The 22257-nt window shown below is 43.5% G+C and carries 20 protein-coding genes; 11 read left to right on the top strand and 9 right to left on the bottom strand.

Translation table 11 applies throughout. From position 1 onward, the window contains the following. Positions 1–49 precede the first annotated feature (49 nt). From AC04MM_RS06565 to AC04MM_RS06555, 3 genes are all read left to right on the top strand, one after another. A complete protein-coding gene (locus AC04MM_RS06565; RefSeq protein ID WP_475379532.1) occupies positions 50–931 on the top strand; it encodes an energy transducer TonB family protein in 882 nt (293 codons plus the stop codon). 139 nt (positions 932–1070) lie between these two features. Then, on the top strand, positions 1071–3878 hold the full coding sequence (locus AC04MM_RS06560) for a thiamine pyrophosphate-dependent enzyme (RefSeq protein ID WP_475379531.1): 2808 nt from the start codon (positions 1071–1073) through the stop codon (positions 3876–3878). A 6-nt stretch (positions 3879–3884) separates the two neighbouring features. After that, positions 3885–4637, top strand: a complete 753-nt coding sequence (locus AC04MM_RS06555; RefSeq protein WP_475379530.1) for a TMEM53 family protein — start codon at positions 3885–3887, stop codon at positions 4635–4637. Here the strand turns inward: AC04MM_RS06555 and AC04MM_RS06550 are convergent. Beyond that, complete coding sequence (locus AC04MM_RS06550) at positions 4634–6352, bottom strand: ABC transporter ATP-binding protein (protein ID WP_475379529.1); 1719 nt, start codon at positions 6350–6352, stop codon at positions 4634–4636. The genes AC04MM_RS06555 and AC04MM_RS06550 overlap by 4 nt on opposite strands. Before the next feature lie 155 nt (positions 6353–6507). Then, complete coding sequence (locus tag AC04MM_RS06545; RefSeq protein ID WP_475379528.1) at positions 6508–7161, bottom strand: O-methyltransferase; 654 nt, start codon at positions 7159–7161, stop codon at positions 6508–6510. Positions 7162–7233: 72 nt separating this feature from the next. Between AC04MM_RS06545 and AC04MM_RS06540 the strand changes: the two genes are divergently transcribed. From AC04MM_RS06540 to AC04MM_RS06520, 5 genes are all read left to right on the top strand, one after another. Continuing rightward, on the top strand, positions 7234–7497 hold the full coding sequence (locus AC04MM_RS06540; protein WP_475379527.1) for a hypothetical protein: 264 nt from the start codon (positions 7234–7236) through the stop codon (positions 7495–7497). Positions 7498–7649: 152 nt separating this feature from the next. After that, a complete protein-coding gene (locus AC04MM_RS06535; RefSeq protein ID WP_475379526.1) occupies positions 7650–9098 on the top strand; it encodes a FecR family protein in 1449 nt (482 codons plus the stop codon). Between the two features lie 88 nt (positions 9099–9186). Further along, positions 9187–10758 (top strand): hypothetical protein, encoded by a 1572-nt coding sequence (locus AC04MM_RS06530; protein ID WP_475379525.1) that lies wholly within the window; start codon positions 9187–9189, stop codon positions 10756–10758. Positions 10759–10771: 13 nt separating this feature from the next. Continuing rightward, complete coding sequence (locus AC04MM_RS06525; protein ID WP_475379524.1) at positions 10772–11461, top strand: hypothetical protein; 690 nt, start codon at positions 10772–10774, stop codon at positions 11459–11461. Positions 11462–11464: 3 nt separating this feature from the next. Then, a complete protein-coding gene (locus AC04MM_RS06520; protein ID WP_475379523.1) occupies positions 11465–14065 on the top strand; it encodes a CHASE2 domain-containing protein in 2601 nt (866 codons plus the stop codon). On the opposite strand, the gene AC04MM_RS06515 is transcribed toward AC04MM_RS06520, so the two are convergent. After that, a complete protein-coding gene (locus AC04MM_RS06515) occupies positions 14062–15486 on the bottom strand; it encodes a tetratricopeptide repeat protein (RefSeq protein ID WP_475379522.1) in 1425 nt (474 codons plus the stop codon). The genes AC04MM_RS06520 and AC04MM_RS06515 overlap by 4 nt on opposite strands. 2 nt (positions 15487–15488) lie before the next feature. After that, on the bottom strand, positions 15489–16277 hold the full coding sequence (locus AC04MM_RS06510) for a FecR family protein (RefSeq protein ID WP_475379521.1): 789 nt from the start codon (positions 16275–16277) through the stop codon (positions 15489–15491). A gap of 112 nt (positions 16278–16389) precedes the next feature. On the opposite strand from AC04MM_RS06510, the gene AC04MM_RS06505 reads away from it, so the two are divergent. Further along, entirely contained in the window at positions 16390–17232 is an 843-nt protein-coding gene (locus AC04MM_RS06505) for a PilZ domain-containing protein (RefSeq protein ID WP_475379520.1), read from the top strand. A gap of 12 nt (positions 17233–17244) precedes the next feature. On the opposite strand, the gene AC04MM_RS06500 is transcribed toward AC04MM_RS06505, so the two are convergent. The 3 genes from AC04MM_RS06500 to AC04MM_RS06490 all read right to left on the bottom strand — a co-directional run bounded on the left by AC04MM_RS06500 (position 17245) and on the right by AC04MM_RS06490 (position 19414). Beyond that, a complete protein-coding gene (locus AC04MM_RS06500) occupies positions 17245–17748 on the bottom strand; it encodes a response regulator (protein ID WP_475379519.1) in 504 nt (167 codons plus the stop codon). Between the two features lie 8 nt (positions 17749–17756). Beyond that, positions 17757–18698 (bottom strand): thioredoxin-disulfide reductase, encoded by a 942-nt coding sequence (gene trxB / locus AC04MM_RS06495; RefSeq protein WP_475379518.1) that lies wholly within the window; start codon positions 18696–18698, stop codon positions 17757–17759. A 77-nt stretch (positions 18699–18775) separates the two neighbouring features. Continuing rightward, entirely contained in the window at positions 18776–19414 is a 639-nt protein-coding gene (locus AC04MM_RS06490; protein WP_475379517.1) for an SDR family NAD(P)-dependent oxidoreductase, read from the bottom strand. Between the two features lie 11 nt (positions 19415–19425). Here AC04MM_RS06490 and AC04MM_RS06485 point away from each other — a divergent pair, with 11 nt between their 5' ends. Continuing rightward, a complete protein-coding gene (locus AC04MM_RS06485) occupies positions 19426–19701 on the top strand; it encodes a 2Fe-2S iron-sulfur cluster-binding protein (protein WP_475379516.1) in 276 nt (91 codons plus the stop codon). Between the two features lie 63 nt (positions 19702–19764). Continuing rightward, a complete protein-coding gene (locus AC04MM_RS06480; protein ID WP_475379515.1) occupies positions 19765–20250 on the top strand; it encodes a GNAT family N-acetyltransferase in 486 nt (161 codons plus the stop codon). 105 nt (positions 20251–20355) lie between these two features. Here AC04MM_RS06480 and trmB read toward each other — a convergent pair whose 3' ends face one another. Both trmB and AC04MM_RS06470 read right to left on the bottom strand, forming a co-directional pair. Further along, positions 20356–21123 carry a tRNA (guanine(46)-N(7))-methyltransferase TrmB gene (trmB, locus tag AC04MM_RS06475; RefSeq protein ID WP_475379514.1) on the bottom strand — a complete coding sequence of 256 codons (768 nt, stop codon included), beginning with the start codon at positions 21121–21123 and terminating at the stop codon, positions 20356–20358. A 28-nt stretch (positions 21124–21151) separates the two neighbouring features. Beyond that, on the bottom strand, positions 21152–22153 hold the full coding sequence (locus tag AC04MM_RS06470; protein ID WP_475379513.1) for a GGDEF domain-containing response regulator: 1002 nt from the start codon (positions 22151–22153) through the stop codon (positions 21152–21154). Positions 22154–22257 lie beyond the last annotated feature (104 nt).

Raw genomic sequence — 22257 nt, 5'->3', positions numbered from 1 at the left:
TATCTGATGTCAGACGAAACGACGTCAGCAAAACAAAACAAAGGTCGATATGAAAACGAATAGTCGCCTTAAAATTTTTATCACACTGTCTATCGCGATCCACATCGGGCTAGCAGCTGTAGTTTTTGTCTTGCCAAAAATCCAACACCATTTCGCACCGGTTGAAGTAGTGCTGTTGACGCCAGAAGAAACCGAACAAGTCATCCAGGATAAAAAAGAACCTGCCCAGATCGTTGAGACCGATGAAAAAACGGCCAACGAACAGTTAAATGAAAATGCTAAATATCTAAGTGCAAAAAATAATACTGTCGAAAAAGAGACTATCGCCAAAACCGGTGAAACTTTTAAAAACGCGCAACAGGCAGAAAAAAAACCGATGAAGGCTTTAAAAAAATCACAGCCTTCTTTATTCGGTGAAAAATTTAATGCCTACGATGCGATGGCGAAAAAAGCCAACAACGGTAAAGCCGACTTTAACGGTAAACAACAGGATTACTCACAAACCGCACAAAACGGAAATCAGCGCGGTAGCGAAGCCACTTCGACCGATAAACTTGAGCATGTTGAGCAAAGTTTAAAGACCCAATTGAATACCAAAGAGTATAAATACTATGGTTACTATCAGCGCATCAAAACGCAGCTGAACCAATTCTGGCAACCAGAGGTGAAACAAAAAGTATCACGCCTTATGACACAAGGTAGAACAATTGCCTCTGATTCGAACAACAAAGTCACTAAATTGATCATTGTGCTTAACGACGCCGGCACGTTAGTCAAAGTACAGGTCATTGGTGAATCTGGGGTTCGTGACCTCGATGAGGCCGCCGTAGAAGCCTTTAGACAGGCAGCCCCGTTCCCTAATCCCCCTAAAGGGATGCTAGAGAACGACGGGACTATTAAGATCCGCTGGGACTTCGTGGTGGAGTCCTAGAAGCCGGCAAAACAACTAAAGCAAAAAATGAACAATCTGCAGCGCCAGAGCAAATAAAGTCTTTACTCTAAATTGAATAAGTTTTATCTCTATACATCTAAAAAAAGTAAGTAAAACCCTGCACGAAGGAACCACTAAAATGTCAGGAAAAGAAATCACTTTGAAGGATCTAAAAGATCTGAATAAAGACACGTTAGACAGCATCGCTAAACGCGCGCATTACTTAGCGACGCAAATGATTTTCCAAGCGAACATCCGCGAAAAAGATAAAGGCGATCCAAAAATCGGCGGCCACCAATCCGCTTCAGCTTCTGCTTTACATATCATGGGCGCATTACACTTGATCGTAAAATCCGGCTTTGACCACATCGCAAACAAGCCGCACGCCTCACCCACCGATCACTCGTACAACTACCTTTTAGATTTATTCTTAAAATCTGATTTATCTAAACTTTCTGAAGAAGAAAAAAACACAGCAATGATGGGTTTACGTAAGTATTCGAAAAACGGCGAACCGGTTTTCCAGTCTTACCACTCAACCTACGATTCTGATCACCACAACTTCTTCCCGTCGGGTACCGTGGGCATCCCACCGGTTCAGGCCGGTTACATGGCCTTAGCCTACCGCTTTGCTAAAGAACACAACTACGATGTGCCAGATGCTCACTTCTGGGCTTTATCAGGCGACTCTGAATTCCGCGAAGGCTCGATGTACGAAGCTGTACCTGATTTTGCTGAGCGTGAAATCGGAAACCTAACCTGGATGGTCGATTACAACCGTCAATCACTTGATGGCCACCGTATCGTGAATCAAAAAATCATGGAAGGCACTGATGCTGACCGGATCGAAAAATCAATGGCTGCCAACGGCTGGGAAGTTATCCAGGTCCGTCACGGTTCAAAACGTTTAGCTCTTTTCAAAAAACCTGGTGGCGATACTTTTAAAAAATTCTTAGAGCACGAATTATTTGATTACGAATTACAGGCGTTCTTGCTGATCCAAGATCCGAAAACCTTAAAAGCCGGCATGGTGAAAGATCATCCGCAAATCAAAAAATTCTTAGACGGAGTATCGGCTGAAGAATTATATGAAGCTTTACGTGATTTCGGTGGTCACGATATGATTCAAATCGCTGAAGCGATGTTAAAATCAAAAGAATCAAAGCGCAAACCTACGATCATCATCGTTCACACGTTAAAAGGCTGGGGCTTAAAAATGGCCGCCCAACCTGGTAACCACTCGGCTTTAAATACCCAAGAAGAGATGGACGAGTTGCGCGCTAAGCAAGGTATCAAAGGCGATACTTTATTCGCAGGCTTTGATCCTAAATCTGCTGAAGGTAAATACTTAGCTGCCCGTGGCGAAAAATTATATTCTGAAATCAAAGCGCAAAACGCTTTAAAAGAAAAAAATAAAAATTTCTTCGCTCAAGAATTCGAAAAAATCGGCGGCTTTCCGGAAAAATTAGATATCAATACAAAAATGGCGAGCTACCCGCACACCCAATGGATGCTTGGCCAGTTAACAGCAAAATTAACCCGTATCGCAAATGCTGACATTGCAAAATTAAATGACTTTGAAAAACGTTGGAAATTGGCCGGCGAACTATTCATGACAATGGCACCGGATGTAGGAACCTCGACAAATCTTAATCCAGCGATGGATGGTAAGATCTTCGGGGCTCCAACAGTTCACGACGTTGAAGCTGAATTCGGCGTTAAAGATACAAAGTTGCCTGACTTAGTTCCTGGCGAAGAAGAATCAGATCGTTTCTTACGTTTTGAAATCGCTGAAGGTAACGTCATGTCCTGCGTGGGTTCGTTCGGTCGTATCCGCGACACCTTAGGCGTTCCTATCATGCCACTTATGACGGTGTACGATTTCTTTATCAAACGTGCGCTCGATCAGTATTTCTATAACTTATACTGGAAATCATCGTTCATCTGCGTGGGTACGCCATCGGGCGTGACACTTTCACCTGAAGGTGCTCAGCACGGTTGGAAATCTGACTTCCAGATCCCAGGTCAAATTACCTGGGAGCCATTCTTCTGCTTAGAGCTTGATTGGATCTTATGTGACACGTTCAAACGTCACTTGCTATTAGACAACGCTGGCCGTAACGGCACATTGCTTCGCTTAGTTACTCGCGGTGCTGAGCAAAAAGACATGAACAAATACTTAAATAAACAATTACGCTTCAAAGCCAATCCTGAAGCGAAATTAGCGCGCGCTGAATTTCCGGTTGCTGGCGGCGTAAACGAAGAAGAGGTTCCGGCTAAATCTGAAGCGGAAATCCACGCAGTTATCCGCGAAGAAGTTTTAAAAGGCGCTTATTACCTAATCGACTACCGCGGCTACGCTGGTTATGAACCGGGTGACAACGTAGTTAACATCTTCTCAATGGGTTCGTTAACAACTGAAGCAATCAAAGCTTCAGAAGACCTATTGGCCCGTGGTATCTATGCTAACGTGATCGTGGTCACGTCACCTGATTTATTATGCGGTATTTTAGCTCATGAAAATGACTACAACTATCTTCGCAATGAATTAGGCATCACCGCTGATTTATACTTAAACCGCCAAGGTGACGTTGGTTCAGCAGATCTGGTGATGGCTTCTGGCCGTCGCGTTCCTATCGTATCAGTTCACGACGGTGAGCCGGGCTTACTTGATAACTTAGGTTCTATCGTAGGCGTAAGACACGAGTCATGCGCTGTACGCAAACACTCTAAGTGCGGCCGTCCGGTTGAAATCTACCACTTCCATCAGATCGATGCTGAAGCGGTTGTTGAAGCCTGCGGTAAAGTGTTATCTGAAACAGCCTTAGAAAAAGTGATCGTAAATAAAACTACGATGGAAGAAACTGCTCAAGCTACAGCCGCAGGCGAACAACGCCCGCACTGGACAGAGCTATGGCCTTCTAAGACACAGAATCAGAAGCACTAGTTTGTAATGAGTTTTCCTGACAAAGGTGAGTTATTTAAAGCGAGCGAAAAAAAATCAGAACATCTGGTTTTTTTCGCTCACTTTTTTAAAGGCCACAAAAAAGCCTTACGCCGCCATATTGATTTTGTGAACGAACTTGGCTTTGATGCTTACGCGTTTAATCTTAAAGACGATTTAAAAGATCACGGCTTTGTTCCTTTTTCTAAATCCACAAAAAAATTCGGCATGAAGCATGTAATCGCTGACCAGATCGGCCAGCACTTAGATTTGGTTTCAGAATATAAAACTAAAATTATTTTTGCGTTTTCAAATGTAGCCGGCTGTGCGATCGAAGCGCATAGCCGCCGTTTACAACAGGGTAAAAACGACGTGATCGCCATGATTTGCGACAGCGGCCCCGGTGCCGGCAATTTCTTTCAGTCATCATATATGCTGCTGCAAGAACAGATCGGCGTTGAAAGCCTGCCGCTGAAACTTATCGGCACACCAGTCGTAGCCTTTGGCTGGAGCCCTAAATTAAACCAGGATATCCGCCACGATTTAGAAACTTTTCCGGAAGGATTTCCGCTGTTATCTATCCGCGGCTGGCGCGATAAACTAATCAGCCCACAGGATATCGACAAAGTTTTTGATCATCAGAAAAAACTAAACTGGAAAAAACTATCTCTGCCAGAAGCCGGCCACTTGAACGGCTTGCGTGATTTTCCCAGTGAATACAAACCCGGTGTCGAAGATTTTTTAAATCAGTTTCGACACTAAAGCCCTTTAGGAGTTCCCTTAGGGATCGCACTCAATAATTTTTGTGTATAGGCGTGCTGTGGGTTGTGGTAGATATTATCAGCCGTATTCATCTCAACGATCTTACCGCCGTACATAACCGCAACGTCATCAGAAATAAATTTTACCACTGACAAATCGTGCGAGATAAAAATGTAAGATAAATTAAACTCATCCTGTAAATCTAAAAGTAAATTTAAAATCTGCGCCTGGATTGATACGTCTAATGCCGATACTGATTCATCACACACGATAAATTCTGGCTTAACCATTAGCGCTCTTGCAATACTGATACGCTGACGCTGACCGCCCGAGAACTCATGTGGGTAACGGTTCATGACCGCCGGTGATAGACCTACTTTGGTGATCATCTCTTCTGCGGTTTGTCTGCGCTGTTTATCACTGTCACCTAAGTCATGCACCAACATCGGCTCCATCAAGATCGAACCGATAGTCATACGCGGATTTAACGAAGCATACGGATCCTGGAAAATAATCTGCATTTTTTTACGGATCGGCAGCATCTCGCGCGCAGAAAGTTTGGTGATATCCTGACCTTCATAGATAATCTGACCTTTGGTTGATTCTTCAAGACGCATTAAAGTTCTGCCTAACGTCGTCTTACCACAGCCTGACTCACCGACCAGACCTAAAGTTTTACCTTTTTTAAGAGAGAAACTTACGCCGTCAACAGCCTTTGTCCAACCCTGTACACGGCCAAACAAACCACCGTGATGGGCAAAGTGGGTGTGTAAGTCGTTAACCTGTAAAAGCACAGTCTCTTCAGTTTTAACTCCGCCTTGCGGTACACCCATTGGCTCACTGACCTTAACTCTTGGTCCTGCCAGCACTTCTCCGTCTGCTCCCATGAAATCACTTAGTACCGGCAAACGGTAAGCGTCGCTCGATAACGAAGGACGGCAAGCTAACAAACCTTTGGTGTACGGGTGTTGTGGATTATTAAAAATTTCTTTAGCGTTGTTTTGTTCAACGATTACGCCTTTGTTCATGACGATCACTTCATCGGCGATGTCGGCAACAACACCCAGGTCATGTGTGATAAACAATAAACTCATGCCAGTGCGTTTTTGCAGATCTGCCAATAAATCTAAAATTTGCTTTTGAATCGTCACATCAAGTGCCGTTGTCGGCTCATCACAGATAAGCACATCAGGATTACAAGCAATCGCCATTGCAATCATCACACGTTGGCGCTGACCACCGCTGAACTTGTGCGGGTAAAAATACAAACGCTCTTCAGGATGCGGGATACCGACCAGCTTTAATAATTCTAAAGCACGCTCTAGAGCTTTTTCTTTCGTTAAACCTTCGTGCAACATTAAAGTTTCGGTGATTTGATCAGCCACGGTTAACACCGGATTTAGTGAAGTCATCGGCTCTTGGAAGATCATCGAAATTTTCGCGCCACGAATATCGCGCATTTGCGGTTCAGAAAAATTTAACAGGTTTTTACCTTCAAATAAAATTTCACCAGAACTGATTTTACCCGGCTTATCAATAAGACGCATGATCGCCAATGATGTGATACTTTTTCCTGATCCTGACTCACCAACAAGACCTACTGTTTTACCTTTTGGAATACTAAACGAAATTTTTTTCACAGCGTGTACAACGCCATCGTCGGTATGGAAATCTACAGCTAAGTCTTTTACTTCAATGATATTATTCGTACTCATGCGACGACCATACACTAAATCTCGGGCTAGGTAATTCAAAAACCGCAGAAACACCCTCTCTCAGGCCGCTGGTTCCGTCGGTTTATTTTTGCCACTAAATTAATCATTTTAGATAAAAGAATGACCCACTTACTAGGCAAAAAATGCAAAAAAGTCTACTTCTTAACCGCCAAGATCAAACCCTCTTCGGTCGGAACAAAACTTGCGGTGAAATCTGCACTCGCAAACACATCCGCCGTCATCGCTTTTACGGTCTGAATTTGTTTATCGCTGAATTTTTGCTTCGAGGTATCACCCCACACAGCGCCGGCTAAAAACACGTTATCGATTAAAATCATTCCGCCGCTGCGGATATTACTTTTTGCCCACAACCAGTAGTCTTTATAAGCTGCTTTATTGCCGTCAATAAAGATCGCATCAAACGGCCCTTGGGAGCTTAGTTTTGGCAGCTCTTCGCGGGCATCACCGGCTATGATCTGGCATTGGCTTTTAGCAATCCACGGCTGCAAAGCCTGGCTGGCCAGGGCTATATGCTCGTTAGACTTTTCTAACGTGTACACCATGCCATCTGGCTGTAATGACTTAAGAAAATACTGACAAGATAGCCCGGTTAGGGTGCCGATCTCGACAACTTTTTTCGGTTTAATAAGTCCTACTAAAAATCCCATTAAATGCGCTTCGGTCTGCGAAACCGAGATCCCGCCCAGCCCGAGTTGATCGGCAAATTTGCGTGAAAGCTGCATCTGCTCGTTTTCGCGCGGATAGCAGTTTTCAATATATTCATAAGCGGGCTGTGTTTCTTTTCTCATGCACACAATGTATCTGGTTTTGCGGCTGAATGCAAAATGACAACGCCAGCGCAAGCAGTGAAAACTAAAGATATGAAAACTGCATTTACGATCTTAGTGTTTATGGGCTCTTTGGCACAGGCTGAAGAAACTTTACTTGAAAAAGCCGACGCGACGGCAAAATCTGTGGCGCGCGAAATTAAAAAAGGTGCTAACCGCGCCAAAGAAGCAGCCTGTGGTAAATTAACCGGCGACAGCCAAGCGGCCTGTCTGGCTAAAAAGGCCAAAAACCGCGCCTCAGAAACTGTCGAAGCGGTCTCTGATAAAGCCACTGAAATCAAAAACTCTGCTGACTAACAGCGATTATGTTGCGCGTTTTTCAGAGTGAAAACGCGTACTGTCTCAAAGTAAATCACCGAATATCCTAATTTGAGAAACCAAATACTTTCCCTAGTTTTCACATTTTAGGCCCTGTTATCCTAATTACTGAATATTTGGAGGAGTTTTTTATGGGACGTTTAATTGGTAAAATCCAATTGTCACTTTTTGTTGTTACATTCTTATCAATCAGCGCTCTGGCCGGTGGCAGTATTGCCGGTAAAGTGACGATCGTAAAAGGTCAGGTCTTTATCATCCGAGGTTCAGAAAAAATTCAGGTCAAAAAAGATATCACGGTCTTAGAATCTGATGTCATCGAATCACAGGGCGGCGGCACGGCCCGTATTACCATGATCGATTCCAACTTAGTTGACGTCTACCCCAAATCAAAAGTAGAAATCGCCAAATACGTATACAAACCAAACGAAGATAAAAAAGATGTCGAGCTTAAAGTTGATTTCGGTAAAATCAAATCAACCGTTAACCAGAAATACGATGGGGCAAAAAACAAGTATCAGGTAAAAACACCTTCGGCCGTAGCCGGTGTGCGCGGAACGGTATTTACCACAGAGTATGATGCCGCCAAAAAGGTCTCGCGAGTGACTACCATAGAAGGTCTGGTGGCAGTAACAAAGCTGTTAGATCGTGGCGAAAGACAGGCACCACCGGTGTTTGTACGTCCTAACCAAGAAGTTAAACTAGATGCCGAATCAGCCAAAGCCGAACAGCCGCGCGATTTAAAATCTGAAGAGCGTAATGAACGCAAAAAAGAAGACAGCGATTTAGGATACCAGTACGACCCTAAAGCTGAGCCTGCAAAAGACATCAGCGAAACTGCGGCCAACAGTGCACAGCCACCAAAAGAAGTGCAGCCACCAAAAGAAATCCAATTGCCAAAAGAAGCTAGCCGTCCGCCGAAATCAGATGATGGTTCATTTGCAGACCGTGCTAACGGCCGCGGCATCGGCGTTGAGCGCCGTGAAGAGCGAAAAGAAATGCGCGAAGAACTAAAAGAGCGTTTTAAAGAAGCCAGAGAACGTCTCAATGAAGAAAAACAAGAACAACAAGAGCGTCGCCAGACAGCTTCAGAAGACGAACAAGCTAAAAAACAAAAACAATTAGAAGACGAACAAGCTAAAAAACAAAAACAATTAGAAGACGAACAGGCTAAAAAACAAAAACAATTAGAAGACGAACAAGCTAAAAAACAAAAACAGCTGGAAGACGAACAAGCTAAAAAGCAAAAACAGCTGGAAGACGAACAGGCTAAAAAACAAAAACAGTTAGAAGACGAACAAGCTAAAAAACAAAAACATCTTGAAGAAGAGCAGGCTAAAAAACAGCGTTTGATCGAGGAGTTGTTGGCCGCTAAACGTAAACATGCCGAAGAAGCACAGGCTAAACGCGAAGAAGAACAGAAAAAGCGCGCTGAAGAGGATGCCCAACGCAGAGCTGAATTAGCCCGCCGTTTAGCTGAGATCGCTAAACGCGCCGAAGAAATCAACAGACTTCCGTCTGGATCAAGCGGTTCTACGCCTACAACCACCCTTCCAGGCAGCATATTGCCAATTGAAAAATAATGTTCCGGACATGGACTTACTCGGCTTTAGGTAAGTCCAGTCACCTTTAACGATGATCATCGCAAATGCCTTGTGATAAATTTATAGGGTGAAGTATTTCATCCTGATTTTGCTCCTTATTCACTGTGTTTCAATCACGGCTCATGCAGCCAATTTAAAGTATATTAACGGTCTGTATTTTCATAAAAACTGTGAGTACTTTGCCCGTGAACTTAAAAAAAACTGGGATGCAGTTCCTGAAAATGAAAAAAATGATTACCTGGCCAAACTTGCAGACTGTTCGGTCGACCGCGGGCAATTAGAATTTGCCGAGTCCCTGTTTAACGTGCTGGATAAAAAAAATTATAAATCTTCGATCTTAAATCAGGCCAAAGCCAAACTTGATTTATCACGTAGCGATTTTAAACGCATTACCGATGATTACGAAGCTAAAAAGCCAACCAAGGCCACGTTTCAGTATTACATTTATGTAGCGCAGAGCTATTACGAGCAGGAAGAGTACGACTCATCGCTTAAGGTTTTAAATTACATCAGTCCGAAAAAACTTACACCATACCAGAAAAACATTATCCGTTATTGGAAAGCGAAGAACTACTTTCTGAAAGATGAATACGAAAAAACCACGTATTTTCTGGAGCTGATTTTAGATGACGAAGATGAAAAAGGCTGGGTTAAAGATGCAGCCCAAGTATTAAAAAATGCGGTGGTGGCCAAGTACCGCCCGTTTCGCGCAGTTTTATATTTAAATACCACCTATGACACCAACACAAACAAACAGTCAGTGGTAAACACGATTACCGAAGCTGAAAACCCGGACTCTTACATTGCCGACCTCACCTACCGTGTTAACCCTTCTTTAGATTTTTACCTGTTAAAAAACCGCACCACTAAAAAATATATCAATGTCGATCTGAGCTTTTCTTGGTCAAGTGAAGAAACCGCCAACGAATCAGAAACGTATTCAATTAAATTCAGAAACTCAAAAAAAACCGACCCGCGTAACACCTTCTCTTGGGATATTGGCGTACTGAAAACCCAAAGCGAATTTTTGGACACGGCCAACGATATGTTTCTGCGCCTTGGTCTGTTTCATCTGATCACCGATGATAAATTTGCAACCGCAACGTACCGTTTTAGCCGAAATATCGAATTCGGCTACAAAACCAGTCATACCGTAGCCTTGTCATTATTTAAAGTTTACGACACCCAGCTAATCTACGGTACTATTTCACAGAGCCAAACCATTGACCACGCAGCCGATTATGAGTTCGACGGTGTCAACGCCCCTTCGGCAGTGTACGGCAATGTCTTCGGAAACTACGGCATTACCAATATCGATTTAGCCCACAGTATTGATTTTACCGATGAACATGCCTTGCGAACGCAGCTTTCATATTCCAATGTTTCTTATCAGGCCGAAAACTTACCGGCTGGTTCAGAGTCTCTGACCAATTCTTTCGGTAAACGCAGCGATCAGACTTACAGCGCTTCGTTAATCTATGTGCACCGCTGGGATCTGGATCTCAACCTTGAGCTATTTGCTACCACCATAAAAGGCACAACCCGCGGCCACCAAGGATATATTTTCGGTAACGAATTCAGTCACAAAAACTACACTGGCAATCAGTTCGGTATTAACATTGATTGGACTTACGAATAAGGGAGCAAAGCGCATGAGTGAATCTGTAAAATGGTGTTTCTACGATCCACAGACAAAGACTAAAACTGCGGAGTTAGCAACTGAAGAGGCGCAGATGACTATCTTAAAAATGCGTCCGAAGGATATTAACAGCTTCTATTTTTCGCGCAGTGATGAAGCTAACTGGAAACCGCTAAAAATGTTAATGGCCTCAAGCGCTTCACCGTTTGCAGGCCTTGCGCTGCTAACCAGTGGAACTGATCGAGCCGACCATAACTCGGCCAGCAGCAAGTTAAAAATGCAGCCAGTCGATCAGGCCAGCCAGGATGATATCGAACGCACCTTTACCAATTCGTGCATTGATGCACAAAAAACACTGGCAGTAACACAGTATAAAAAACCTACGACAAAAAGTATCGAATTTGTCCTGATGAACAAACAGGGCATGATCTTCCGGGCGGCGGCCGTTAACCCGACCCCAGAAGGCTCATTATGCGCAAAAGTAATTCCGACCCAGTTTCATAACAGTGTCGTTGATGTCGTTGTCATCAATGCGGCAGCGGTAAATAAATACTTTGAAAAGATTAAAATCAGCGGAAAAATCCAGACTACCGGCAACGGACAATATCTGGAGTTTATTTTTTCTACGCCAGCCTTGCGCGGGCAGCTAATCGAAAGCCTGAATTTCTGTGAAAATCATTCGCACCGGAAAAAAGCAGTGTAAACCGTGAAAATCAAATTATACGGGTTTATTTTAATCAGCGTTCTGTTTCTAAGCTTCGCGGTTTTAAACGTGAAGTATAAGAGCATTCAGGATAACCCGGAAACGGTCGAGAACAATCCCGTTTACAGCTTTCTCTTTGAATTTAATAACCAGTTTTACGATAGTTTTTTTAAAAACAAACAGACACGGCAAAAAAATGAAAATGTATTTTTAATAGATATCGATGAAGACTCCGTCCGCGAGCTTGGCCGCTGGCCGTGGTCGCGCGAAGTTATCGCCACCATCTGGGATAACGCCATGAAAAACGGCGTTAAAGTCATCGCCAACGATATTATCTTTTCTGAGCCACAGAGTTCAAAGGCTGATGGACGCTTAGAAGAAGTGTTAAAAAAATATCCGTCGCAGATTATCCTAGGCACCTTTGGTGAAGGCCCGATTCTCTATGAAAATCCGCCTTATCAAGATTTTTGTTTCGTCGAATCTTTCCGCCGTAGCGGCGGCGATAAAATCGTCACCCTGAATGCTACTTTAACTTTTGATGATATTAATTCACAGTTTGAACAGCTGTTTTTTACCAATGAATTAAAAGCGATTTTTGATGACCTTGATCAGAAGTTCGAGAAAGACTACCTTACCCGCAGCCATAAAAACTCACTGCAGGACCTTAACATCTACCAGAAAAACAGTCTTAATGCCGAAAAAAGCCGTAACCTGATTAACTATTGTTACCGCTGGCTTACCCCACAGGATGAGTACCTGATCGGAGCCGGACAGGACTTACTGCAGGCGTACAACCAGTCGCTCAATCGCATTCCTGAATATGCAAAGCTTGGCAGCATCACCGAAAAAATTGAAAAATTTAAAACTGACGTAAACCAGCTGCTGATTCCGCAGTATGCCAGCTGGCCAGCCAATGTGCACGAGCTTCAGACTGCTGCTGAATATACTGCAACATTTAATGCCAATCTGGATTTTGATGGCGTGATCCGGCACTATCCGTTGATCTACCGCGCCGGTAATAAAACCAACCTAAGCTTTATTCCGTCGTTAGCCTTACAGACTTACCTGCTGGCTACCGGCTACCAGGCCGTGTTCTATCCTAAACTTAAAAACAATGTTAAGAGTATCGCAAGTGTGGCGATCAAAGATATCGAAAACGAAAAAGATGTGATGACTCTTCCGGTTGATTCTAACGGCCGACTCATTGTTAACTATTATGGCCGCAAAAACTCGGTTCCATACGTTTCGGCGCGCGATCTATTTCATAATGATAATCCGAAAATGACAGTGTATCTAAACGGTCAGGGTACCGAAGTCGATAAAGCACAATGGCTTAAAGATAAAACCGCCGTGATGGGGCCAACCGCGACCGGAATCTTTGACTTACGAAATACCCCGGTTGAAACCGATTTGCCGGGAGTTGAGATACACCTGTCTATCTTAGGAAATCTTTTTGACCAGAGCTTCATGCGCGTACCTGAGAACGAAATCAAAGTTTCGATTTTTGTTTTATTGTTTTTAGCCGCAAGCTTTGCCGCATTCTTTTTATACACAAATTTACTCATCACATCGCTGTATTTTCTTGCCGCAATCTACGCCATCTACAAAGTGGCCTTACACAATTTTAATTATAATGTATATTTCGAATTGCTCGCGTCGACGATCCTGTTCACCGTTATAACCTATATCATCTTTTTAATTTACATCTACTTCTTTGAAACCAGAAAATCCAAAGAAATTAAAAACACTTTTTCTAAATACGTCTCTAAGGAAATCGTCGAAGAGATCTTAAAAAACCAGGAAAATCTGGAGCTCAAAGGCCAAAAACTTAAGATGACGGTATTCTTTTCTGATATCAGAAGTTTTACCACTTTATCAGAAGAAATGGACCCGCAAGAACTATCGCGGATGTTAAACCGGTATTTTACCCCGATGTCAGAAACGATTTTCGGCACCAATGGTACGATTGACAAGTTTATGGGTGATGCGATCATGGCACTTTTCGGTGCGCCGTTAAATTATCCAGATCACCCAAAAAAGGCCTGCATCGCGGCTCTTAAGTGTTTTGAAAAGCTAACTGAAGTGAATGAAGATTTTAAAAAGCGTAACTGGCCAGAGATCAAAATCGGAATCGGTCTTAACACCGGCGTGATGGTGGCCGGCAATATCGGCTCGGATCAGATTCAAAGTTATACGGTTATCGGTGACGAGGTAAATCTGGCGCAGCGCCTGGAGAGCTTAACCAAAACTTACCACGCCCGCATTCTGATTTCAGAAAACACATACACCGAAGTTAAAAATGAATTTATCGCCCGCGAGGTCGATGTCGTGCGCGTAAAAGGAAAAAACCGCGCCGTTAAAATCTATGAGTTAATCGCCGAGGGAACAACCCATCCAGAGATGCCGTTTTTTAACCGGTATCACCAGGCTTTACAGCTTTATTACGGTAAAAAATTTACCGAAGCCGAAGCCGCGTTTGCTGAGTTATTAAAAGAAAAACCGGATGATTTTTTATCGGCCATGTATTTAGAGCGTTCAAAGTACTGTAAAGACAACGCTATTCCCGATAGCTGGGAAGGCGTATTTGACCGCCGTAAATCTTAAAACCTGGTTAAATACACGTACTGAAAACCAACACTGGCATCACCGTAGGTATAATCTTCGATCGTTGATTCGTTACGGGTAAGCCCGACAAATCCGTTGATCGTCGTACGTTCACTTAAATCCTTATTTACCGAATAAGCAAAGCCGGTAAACGTGTCTCTGCGGCCTAATTCAGACAACGAATAATTTGTCGAACCGTAACTGACTTTAAAAGTTGAAAAGGTGTTCTTAAAGGTCGGCAATTCATAACTTAGATTCGAATAGATTTTATTATAGCTGGCGTTTTCACCGTCGGCATCGTTTAAGATCACACCCAGTTCACCGGTAATACTTTGCATCTGTCGCATAGTGTATTTCAGGGCACCGGATAAGTCATACTTAATGGCCGTCTGATTATCAGCAGCTTCGGTTAAACTGATCTGCGAAGAATCGCGGCCAATGATCAATTGTCCGTCAATATCCCAGTCTGCATTTAACCTGGTGCCCAGATTTTGTTTGACGTAGATCAAGGCAATCGACATTTCGCGCGTCTGTGATTCCGAAGGCAGCATATAAAGCCCCAGATTCATTGAGGTGGTGCTGCGGTAGCCATCAACGATAGTTTTGTACGGAACGCTCGCCAATAACATCGTATAATCGGCGGCCTGAATATCCTCGGTCAGGTTAAGCTTATAATCGATGGTGTGCTGATCAGCCAGATACAGCATAGGCTCAACACTTGAGTCTTTATCCTGAAAGAACTTGTAGGCAAAAAATCCACTCACGTTAAACACATTACCGGTGATCACATCCTGTTGAGGCGCAATATTTAATGCATTGCTGTCGTAGGTATAACCCGCAGTAAAACCCAGGGTATATTTAAGTTTATCTATCTCTAGCTGGTTCTGAATCTGCACGCACTTTTCTATCATGCGGTCAGCACGCTTATCATGTTCGGGGTCTTTTGAAGTATCAATCGATAATTCAAAACTGTTCATTGCGCGTTCGTAATCGGCTTTGTAAAATTGCGATAAACCCAGGTAATAATACGCCAGTGACAACTCCTGCACGCTCTGGGCACGCGTAACCTCACTTAGGTATTTTTCAGATAAATCGTAATTGTTGATTCGGTAGTAATTTAAACCTAACAGGTAATAAATCGACGGCGTTAATGATGAATCTGATTTCAGTTTTTGCAGCACCGCGATCGATGATTCATAAGCTTCTCGTTTATAAAAATCATAGGCCTGCGCAAAGGCCTTGCGGTCTTCACTCTCGACTTGCATATCATTTTTAACCGGTGTCTCTACGACCGAAGTGGCTGAAACCGGCTGCTGCACCTGATTTTTCGGATCAATGCGCAGCGATTTACTGCTCACCTGGGCGTAGGCTTGCAAACTCAAAACACTCAAAATTAGAACTAATGCTACGCTGCTTTTCATGGTTACCGCTCGATGATGATATTAACTTTTGCTGGTTTGGTAATAATATTTTTTGCAGAATCCCCGAGTAAATTATCATTGCGGTCTTTGATCGCGATAATCTGTCCGATATCGTTTTTCGGCGGGTACATCTGCGACGGATCCTGCGGACGATCATCTTTACGTACGGCTGAATCACCATCGACACGTTTAAATTCTATCGGATTAATTTTGACCGGTGTGCCGGGTTTTTTACCGTCAAGATTTTCTGCGGTTTCACCCCGTCTTACCATGACGGCTTCAGTCTGTTTATTCGATAAAGCGTCGATACCGCGAAAAGCCACTTCACCGCGAAATGTCGTCACTGCCGTCATGTTGGTTGCACGTTTATAACTGGTTAAAAACTGCGTGCCGCGCACACCGACCACCGCTGAAGGTGTTTTAATTTCAAAGCGGTTTTCAGAGTTATCATATTTTTGTTCAACGTTGGTACGCACTTTGCCTTCGAACAGGCTTAGGCGCACATTTTTTTCTTTAAGCTCGCTGATGTATTCATCAATGCGCAGTTTGGTTTCCGGCAAGACATTAATAATATTACGGTCGCTCATCACGATTTTGGCGCGCGAATCTTTACCGGTAATAATCGTATCCTGTGGGTAAACTTTGCTGCCGACTTTGGCTCCGACCGGCGTGGCTTTGCTCTTGGCCACTTGCACCTGGCCTTTGACGATCATCATCAGACCGTAAGTTTCCGCAGCCCCCGCCGGACAAAGCGACCCAAAAGCCAACAAAATTACGATTATTTTATTCATGGCTATAATTATCCCTGCATCTTAGACAAAAGTTTACTAGACGATCATCCAGAATTCACTTCAGCGAACAGCTGGTCTTAAATAGGACAGCAGATAAACCGATAAGAAATGCATGTCGACGACCGCAAAAACTTGGGTACTACTTGATGGTATCACTAAAATTCAATCTCAGCCTCTCCCAACAGAACAGCTACAACTGGCTATTCTGAAAATGAACGAACGTGATTGGACAAGATTTTACGTGTGGACAGCGGGTTGGGCCAACTGGCAGCTGTTAAAAGATTTTTTAAGTTCTGATCAGCGCGACTTTGCTCTTCCGGGTGCGCCGGTTTCTGAAGAAAACGTTAAAGCACACATCCAGAACCAGATCAGAAATAAAAACCAGGCACAAGCACAGCCGCAATCATTTTCCTACCAGCAACAAGAGGACACGGTTACTAAAGCTGCGCACAAGCCGGCCAACAAAGCCATGACGATGATCAGCACCGAAGACACTTACTCAGATGTCGCAAATCACATGCAAAAAGACTTTAACGGTGATCACTTAGATATCGAAAAAGCCCACCATAAACCACCAGATCCACTGAATTTTAAAGAAATTAACGAAGCTTATAAAAACCGTGCCGAACGTCACGAGTTAAAGATAGAAATTCTATTGATCTCGCAAAAAGGTAAAACTTTTAAGAGCTATTCAAAAAATATTTCGTTATCGGGTTCGTTATTAGAAGACAATATCCCGTTTGATTTTTACGGCGCGCCTTTTGACCTTGTCGTGGTTAACCGTAACCCGTCTAACCCGCAGTGTGGCCGCGTGCAGTTACGCGCACAGACCGTCGGCGACGGACTTACCCAACGTGTACGCTTTATCAATATGACCGATATGCATAAGCAAAGGCTGATGAACTTGCTGAATGACTATCTGACTCAGCAAACTAAAGTAAGACGCACCAGCTAGCAGCCAGCGGCCTTACCTCTGATTTCTTTCGTTTAAAATTTCTTTGATACGGATCTTTAACTTTTCGATATCGAAAGGTTTTTTGATGTAATCATCAGCGCCGACTTCACGACCTTTTTGTAAATCTTCTTCTTCCGCTGAAGCCGATAAGAAAATTAACGGGATATGTTTTAATTCGCGGTGCTCTTTAAGCATTTGTGCTAACTCAAAACCATTCACCCACGGAAGACCTACATCCATGATGATAAAGCTTACGTCGATGTCTTCATCTAACAACGCTGTTAACTGCGGGGCATCGGCTGCCAGTTTTACCTGGTAACCGTCTGATTCTAGAATTCTTTTTAATGAATTACGCTGCGTCTCTTCATCTTCGATAACCAGTACCGTTGTCGGATGAAGTTTCTGAGAAGCATCACGGAACTGATCTAATTCGACAACTTCCTGACCAGCAATACGCTGCTTGGTCAGTTTTTCGATTTTGCGAATAAGATCAGAGGTGCTTAATTTTTTAGTCATGTAATGCCTTACGCGTGTTGTGCTTCTAGCCATCTTTCACAGTCGATAGCTGCCATACAACCAGTGCCCGCTGCCGTAATCGCTTGGCGATAAATAGCATCCTGCACGTCGCCGGCCGCAAATACGCCCGGAATATTCGTATAGGTCGAACCTGGCTTGGTCTTGATATATCCCACATCATTTAGCTCTAGCAGTCCATGAAAAAGCTTCGTATTAGGCTGATGTCCAATAGCTACAAATAAACCTTGCAGGTTCTTAGTCGTAACATCACCCGTCGTGGTTGATTTTAGACGAAGACCGGTTACCGATTTACCGTCACCTAATACCTCTTCAACCACCGTGTTAGTGATAAATTCGATCTTAGGATTACCTTTAGCGCGATCTAACATAATTTTAGATGCCTTGAAGTTTTCGCTTCGGTGGATCAGATAAACTTTAGTTGCAAAACGAGTCAAGAAGTTGGCTTCTTCCATCGCTGTATCACCACCGCCGACAACGGCCACTTCGACATTTTTGAAAAACGCACCATCACAGGTCGCACAAGCCGATACACCACGGTTCATATATTGTTTTTCAGAAGGTAAACCAATGTACTTAGCTGATGCACCGGTTGAGATGATGATCGATTGAGTTAAGTGCACATCATTACCAACATAAACTTTGAACGGTCTAGATGACGTATCAACTTTTGTGACATTACGAGTGATGTAGCGGGTACCGAAACGCTCAGCCTGTTTGCGCATAACAGCGACTAGCTCAGGGCCAGTTACACCGTGGGCAAAACCAGGAAAGTTTTCAACTTCAGTGGTAATCATTAACTGACCGCCGGCCTCTTCGCCTTCGATCATCAGGGGATTTAAATTAGCGCGGGCTGTGTAAACCGCTGCAGTTAAGCCTGCTGGGCCCGAGCCGATGATAATTACATTTTCTACTTTTTGTGTTTCGCTCATATATACCTCTAATATTCACCAACGATGTTAAAGAATATCGTCAGGAATTGATAGACAAAAGAGATAACGCTTATTGGTTAATTTAAAGAATCGATCAGACACTCAGCAATCAGCCGACTTGCTACATTTTCAGCACTCTCGGCCAAGCCCTGCTGGCGGGGCCAGCTTTGGGCCGGCAACAGGTCAGTTGCCATATACCCGGGAGAAAAAAGGTCGATTTTAAATGCAGATTTATTTTCAGCCTGCAGCGTAGAAACTAAACCACGTAAAGCGTGTTTAGCTGCACAATAGCTCGCTGCCCCTGGGTCGGGTTTATTCTCGGCGATCGCCGAACCAACCACCACAAATTTCTGCAATGACGGAACGTCAATGTGCATAAGATGGTGCAGAAGCTGCGCCGGAAATAAAAAACTCACCTGCAGGGCCCACTGGTGGTCGGCCCATTTTTTATCCTGAAAATTTCCGTAGGGGCCACCGGCGGCAAAATAAATTATTGTGGTCGGCTTAAAATCAAGAATTGCGTTGATAAATTCTGAAGAAAGTTCTTTGGCAAAATCATATTTCAGCGACTTAAAAGGACCTTCACCAATCTTACGCGACACCAGCATAAATTCAGCGGCCGGATATTTTTTAGCTAGGCCCTGATAGGTAGCCCATCCCAACCCGCGGCTGGCTCCTAACAAAATAAATTTGTGTGACGCACGATCTTCATTCATACTTTTCTTATATGCCAACTCTTAAAATTCCACAAAAGAAACTTGAGCTCGCTGTCGAGCCCGGAAAAAACCTGATGGATGCGCTCATCGAAGGTGGATTACCGGTGGCTTCAAGCTGTCTGGGAGAAGGTATCTGCTCTAAATGTGCAGTTAAAATGACACCAGCTGGAACCCCTAGCGAATTAGAAGCCCGCACCCTCGAGCGCAACAAACAAGCCAAAGACCTGCGCCTGTGCTGCCAGGTGTTCGTCGACCAGGATCTGGTTGTCGAAACAACGTATTGGTAAAATGACTAAAATCTAATAGATTCCCTGAATCGAACGTCGTCTGTATGCGACATTAAAATATGAATGGCGGTCCAAGTGATCACACTAAAAAAAATGACACCCGATGAATTTAAACTATTCATAGATAAAAGTATTTTGCTCCACGCCGAATCAAATGCCAAAAACTTAGATATCACGACAGAAGAGGCAACTACACTTGCTCATGAAAATTATAAAGCGTTGCTCCCTCTCGGGCTGGAGACTGAAAATCATTATTTTTTTTCTGCAACTGAATCAATTTCAGACACGGTAATTGGAAGCTTATGGATCGGCAAAAGAACACAATCCTCAAAAGTTTACGCTTTTATTTTTGATATTTTTATTGTTCCCGAGGTCAGAGGCAAAGGCTTCGGAAAACAGTTGTTAATGTTAGCCGAAACTGAGATCAAAAAATTAGGACTCAATTCGATAGGTCTCCATGTCTTCGCACACAATAAAACTGCACTAAGTCTTTACGAAAACTCAGGATACAAAAAGACAAACATTTACATGATGAAAGACATAAATTAAAATTTCCTCCGCATAAGTCGCAACTTCAATGGGAGGAAAATTGCCACACGCAGACGACGTTTGATTCGCGGTTTCGACAAGAAAATCGCTCTTCAGGCAATAAAACTATTCTTTTACTAAACGGATATAATTAATTTCAATGCCCTGTTTGGTAAAGATTTTTTCAAAGCCAGTGGCAAAGTTTTCGTCTTTGTATTTGTTGTTTTCGGCGTACAGATTTAATGTCTGGAATTCGACTTTGTACTTAGACGCTTTAATTTCTTCTAAGGCCCACAAAAAATACTCACGTGAATCGGTTTTAAAATCTAAAAACGAACCTGGGCGCTGCATCTCATAGATCCAGTCTAAAATGATTCTGTTGACCACGCGGTTTTTCGGCTTGTACGGCGATGTCCACGGATCCGGAAAATGAATAAACACGTTATTCACTTCACCTTTATCAAATAACAAATCTAAGTTAAACGCATGATAGCGGCAGATGGCGGCGTTTTTACAGCTGGCCACTTTGGCGCGGCGGATGCTTTGAATTAACGGTTTATATTTTAATTCTAAACCCACCAATAAACGCTCAGGGTGCTTGATCGCCCAGTGCGCGAAGTGGTTGCCGGCACCGGTGCCGATCTCAACATCTAATGGCGTAGATTCAGCGACGTTGAAGACTTTAGAGCGCCATTGGCCTTTATTCTCAGGTGCACGCTCTTCGTTAAAGGCGATGTCTTTATACTCGTTATCCAGGGCTAAAGAGTACTCGGTAGGTTTTGGTAACGTACGGGTTAAATTAACGGCCGGACGTTTTAAAACCTTTACGGTTTTAAAGTAGTCGTCTTTTTCCTGTCTTGATTTAGGTGTGTTGTGTACCGCTGTCTCGCTCATAGCAAGACAGCGTTATGGCATAAGACTATTAGGCTGTCTTCTTATTTTTGTCGAAAAGTGAGATCACAGAAGACTTTTCAAACTTGTGCAGACGGTCGATTTTCTGCGAATAACTGACCACGCGGTTACGGCCCTGGTGCTTAGCTTCGTATAAAGCAGCATCAGCTCTGCGCACGAGTTCTTTACTGGTAATCGTCTGCGTCGGATCGCCATCGTAAGTGGCAAAACCGATTGATAAAGTTAATTTTATTGAATCCGGGCCTGAGCTAAAAGTGTGCTGCTCAACGCGGTTTCTTAACTTTTCACAGAAAAACTCAACACCTGAAAGTGGGATCTCAGATAACACGATTAAAAATTCATCACCGCCGTAGCGGGCCGGAATATCCACGGTACGAGTGTTCTGGCGGATAATTTTACCCACTTCAGCTAACACGAACGAACCAAATAGATGGTCATGACTGTCATTCACGGATTTAAATTTATCCATGTCGATCATGATCACGGTTACGGCACGGCTAAAACGCTGTGCACGCTCGATCTCAAACTCTAATTTCGAATACAACGAGCGCGTATTAAACAGCCCGGTAAGATCATCTATCTCGATCATCTCTTGCAGTTTGGTATTCGATTCGATGAGCTCTTCTTGCATATCACGCATACGTAACTGCGTTCGCACGCGGGCTAAAAATTCCATGGGTACAAACGGGGAACTGATAAAATCAGAAGCTCCCAGGTCTAAAAACTGGGTAATTTTCTCGGTCGTCGGGTTGGTCGAAACTACGATCACCGGCACTTTTTGCGTTGAAGAAAACAGGTTGTTCACAAAATGAAAGCCATTACCTTCAGCAAAATCCGGGTCTAAAATCACTAATTGTGGGCGGATGTAATTAAGAGCTTCGGTGGCTTCGCGCTCCGAAGTAAAACCGTGCACTTCATAGCCTTCCCAGCGCAGCGGTTCAGCCATTAGTTCAAGCGTAGTCGGGTCCTCATCAAGTACGAGAATGGGCCTCTGTTTTGGATCCTTTTTCATAGATGATTTATCGGCAAAAAAGCGAACTTTCTAGAGACAAACTGCACCATTTTTTCTCAGTTTTTTAACAATTCTTCTCATTATGAGATTTTCGGTTTAGTGTA

The organism is Bdellovibrio sp. SBM16, from assembly GCF_056175625.1.
The sequence above is the reverse complement of the archived record's forward strand: the minus strand, read 5'-3'. Positions and strand labels throughout refer to the sequence as shown.

Bases quoted from the DNA above. Each gene is read 5' to 3' on its own strand.
- AC04MM_RS06565 (WP_475379532.1), top strand. From the start codon at position 50: ATGAAAACGAATAGTCGCCTTAAAATTTTTATCACACTGTCTATCGCG.
- AC04MM_RS06560 (WP_475379531.1), top strand. From the start codon at position 1,071: ATGTCAGGAAAAGAAATCACTTTGAAGGATCTAAAAGATCTGAATAAA.
- AC04MM_RS06555 (WP_475379530.1), top strand. From the start codon at position 3,885: ATGAGTTTTCCTGACAAAGGTGAGTTATTTAAAGCGAGCGAAAAAAAA.
- AC04MM_RS06550 (WP_475379529.1), bottom strand. From the start codon at position 6,352: ATGAGTACGAATAATATCATTGAAGTAAAAGACTTAGCTGTAGATTTC.
- AC04MM_RS06545 (WP_475379528.1), bottom strand. From the start codon at position 7,161: ATGAGAAAAGAAACACAGCCCGCTTATGAATATATTGAAAACTGCTAT.
- AC04MM_RS06540 (WP_475379527.1), top strand. From the start codon at position 7,234: ATGAAAACTGCATTTACGATCTTAGTGTTTATGGGCTCTTTGGCACAG.
- AC04MM_RS06535 (WP_475379526.1), top strand. From the start codon at position 7,650: ATGGGACGTTTAATTGGTAAAATCCAATTGTCACTTTTTGTTGTTACA.
- AC04MM_RS06525 (WP_475379524.1), top strand. From the start codon at position 10,772: ATGAGTGAATCTGTAAAATGGTGTTTCTACGATCCACAGACAAAGACT.
- AC04MM_RS06515 (WP_475379522.1), bottom strand. From the start codon at position 15,486: ATGAAAAGCAGCGTAGCATTAGTTCTAATTTTGAGTGTTTTGAGTTTG.
- AC04MM_RS06510 (WP_475379521.1), bottom strand. From the start codon at position 16,277: ATGAATAAAATAATCGTAATTTTGTTGGCTTTTGGGTCGCTTTGTCCG.
- AC04MM_RS06505 (WP_475379520.1), top strand. From the start codon at position 16,390: ATGTCGACGACCGCAAAAACTTGGGTACTACTTGATGGTATCACTAAA.
- AC04MM_RS06500 (WP_475379519.1), bottom strand. From the start codon at position 17,748: ATGACTAAAAAATTAAGCACCTCTGATCTTATTCGCAAAATCGAAAAA.
- trxB (WP_475379518.1), bottom strand. From the start codon at position 18,698: ATGAGCGAAACACAAAAAGTAGAAAATGTAATTATCATCGGCTCGGGC.
- AC04MM_RS06490 (WP_475379517.1), bottom strand. From the start codon at position 19,414: ATGAATGAAGATCGTGCGTCACACAAATTTATTTTGTTAGGAGCCAGC.
- AC04MM_RS06485 (WP_475379516.1), top strand. From the start codon at position 19,426: ATGCCAACTCTTAAAATTCCACAAAAGAAACTTGAGCTCGCTGTCGAG.
- AC04MM_RS06480 (WP_475379515.1), top strand. From the start codon at position 19,765: ATGGCGGTCCAAGTGATCACACTAAAAAAAATGACACCCGATGAATTT.
- trmB (WP_475379514.1), bottom strand. From the start codon at position 21,123: ATGAGCGAGACAGCGGTACACAACACACCTAAATCAAGACAGGAAAAA.
- AC04MM_RS06470 (WP_475379513.1), bottom strand. From the start codon at position 22,153: ATGAAAAAGGATCCAAAACAGAGGCCCATTCTCGTACTTGATGAGGAC.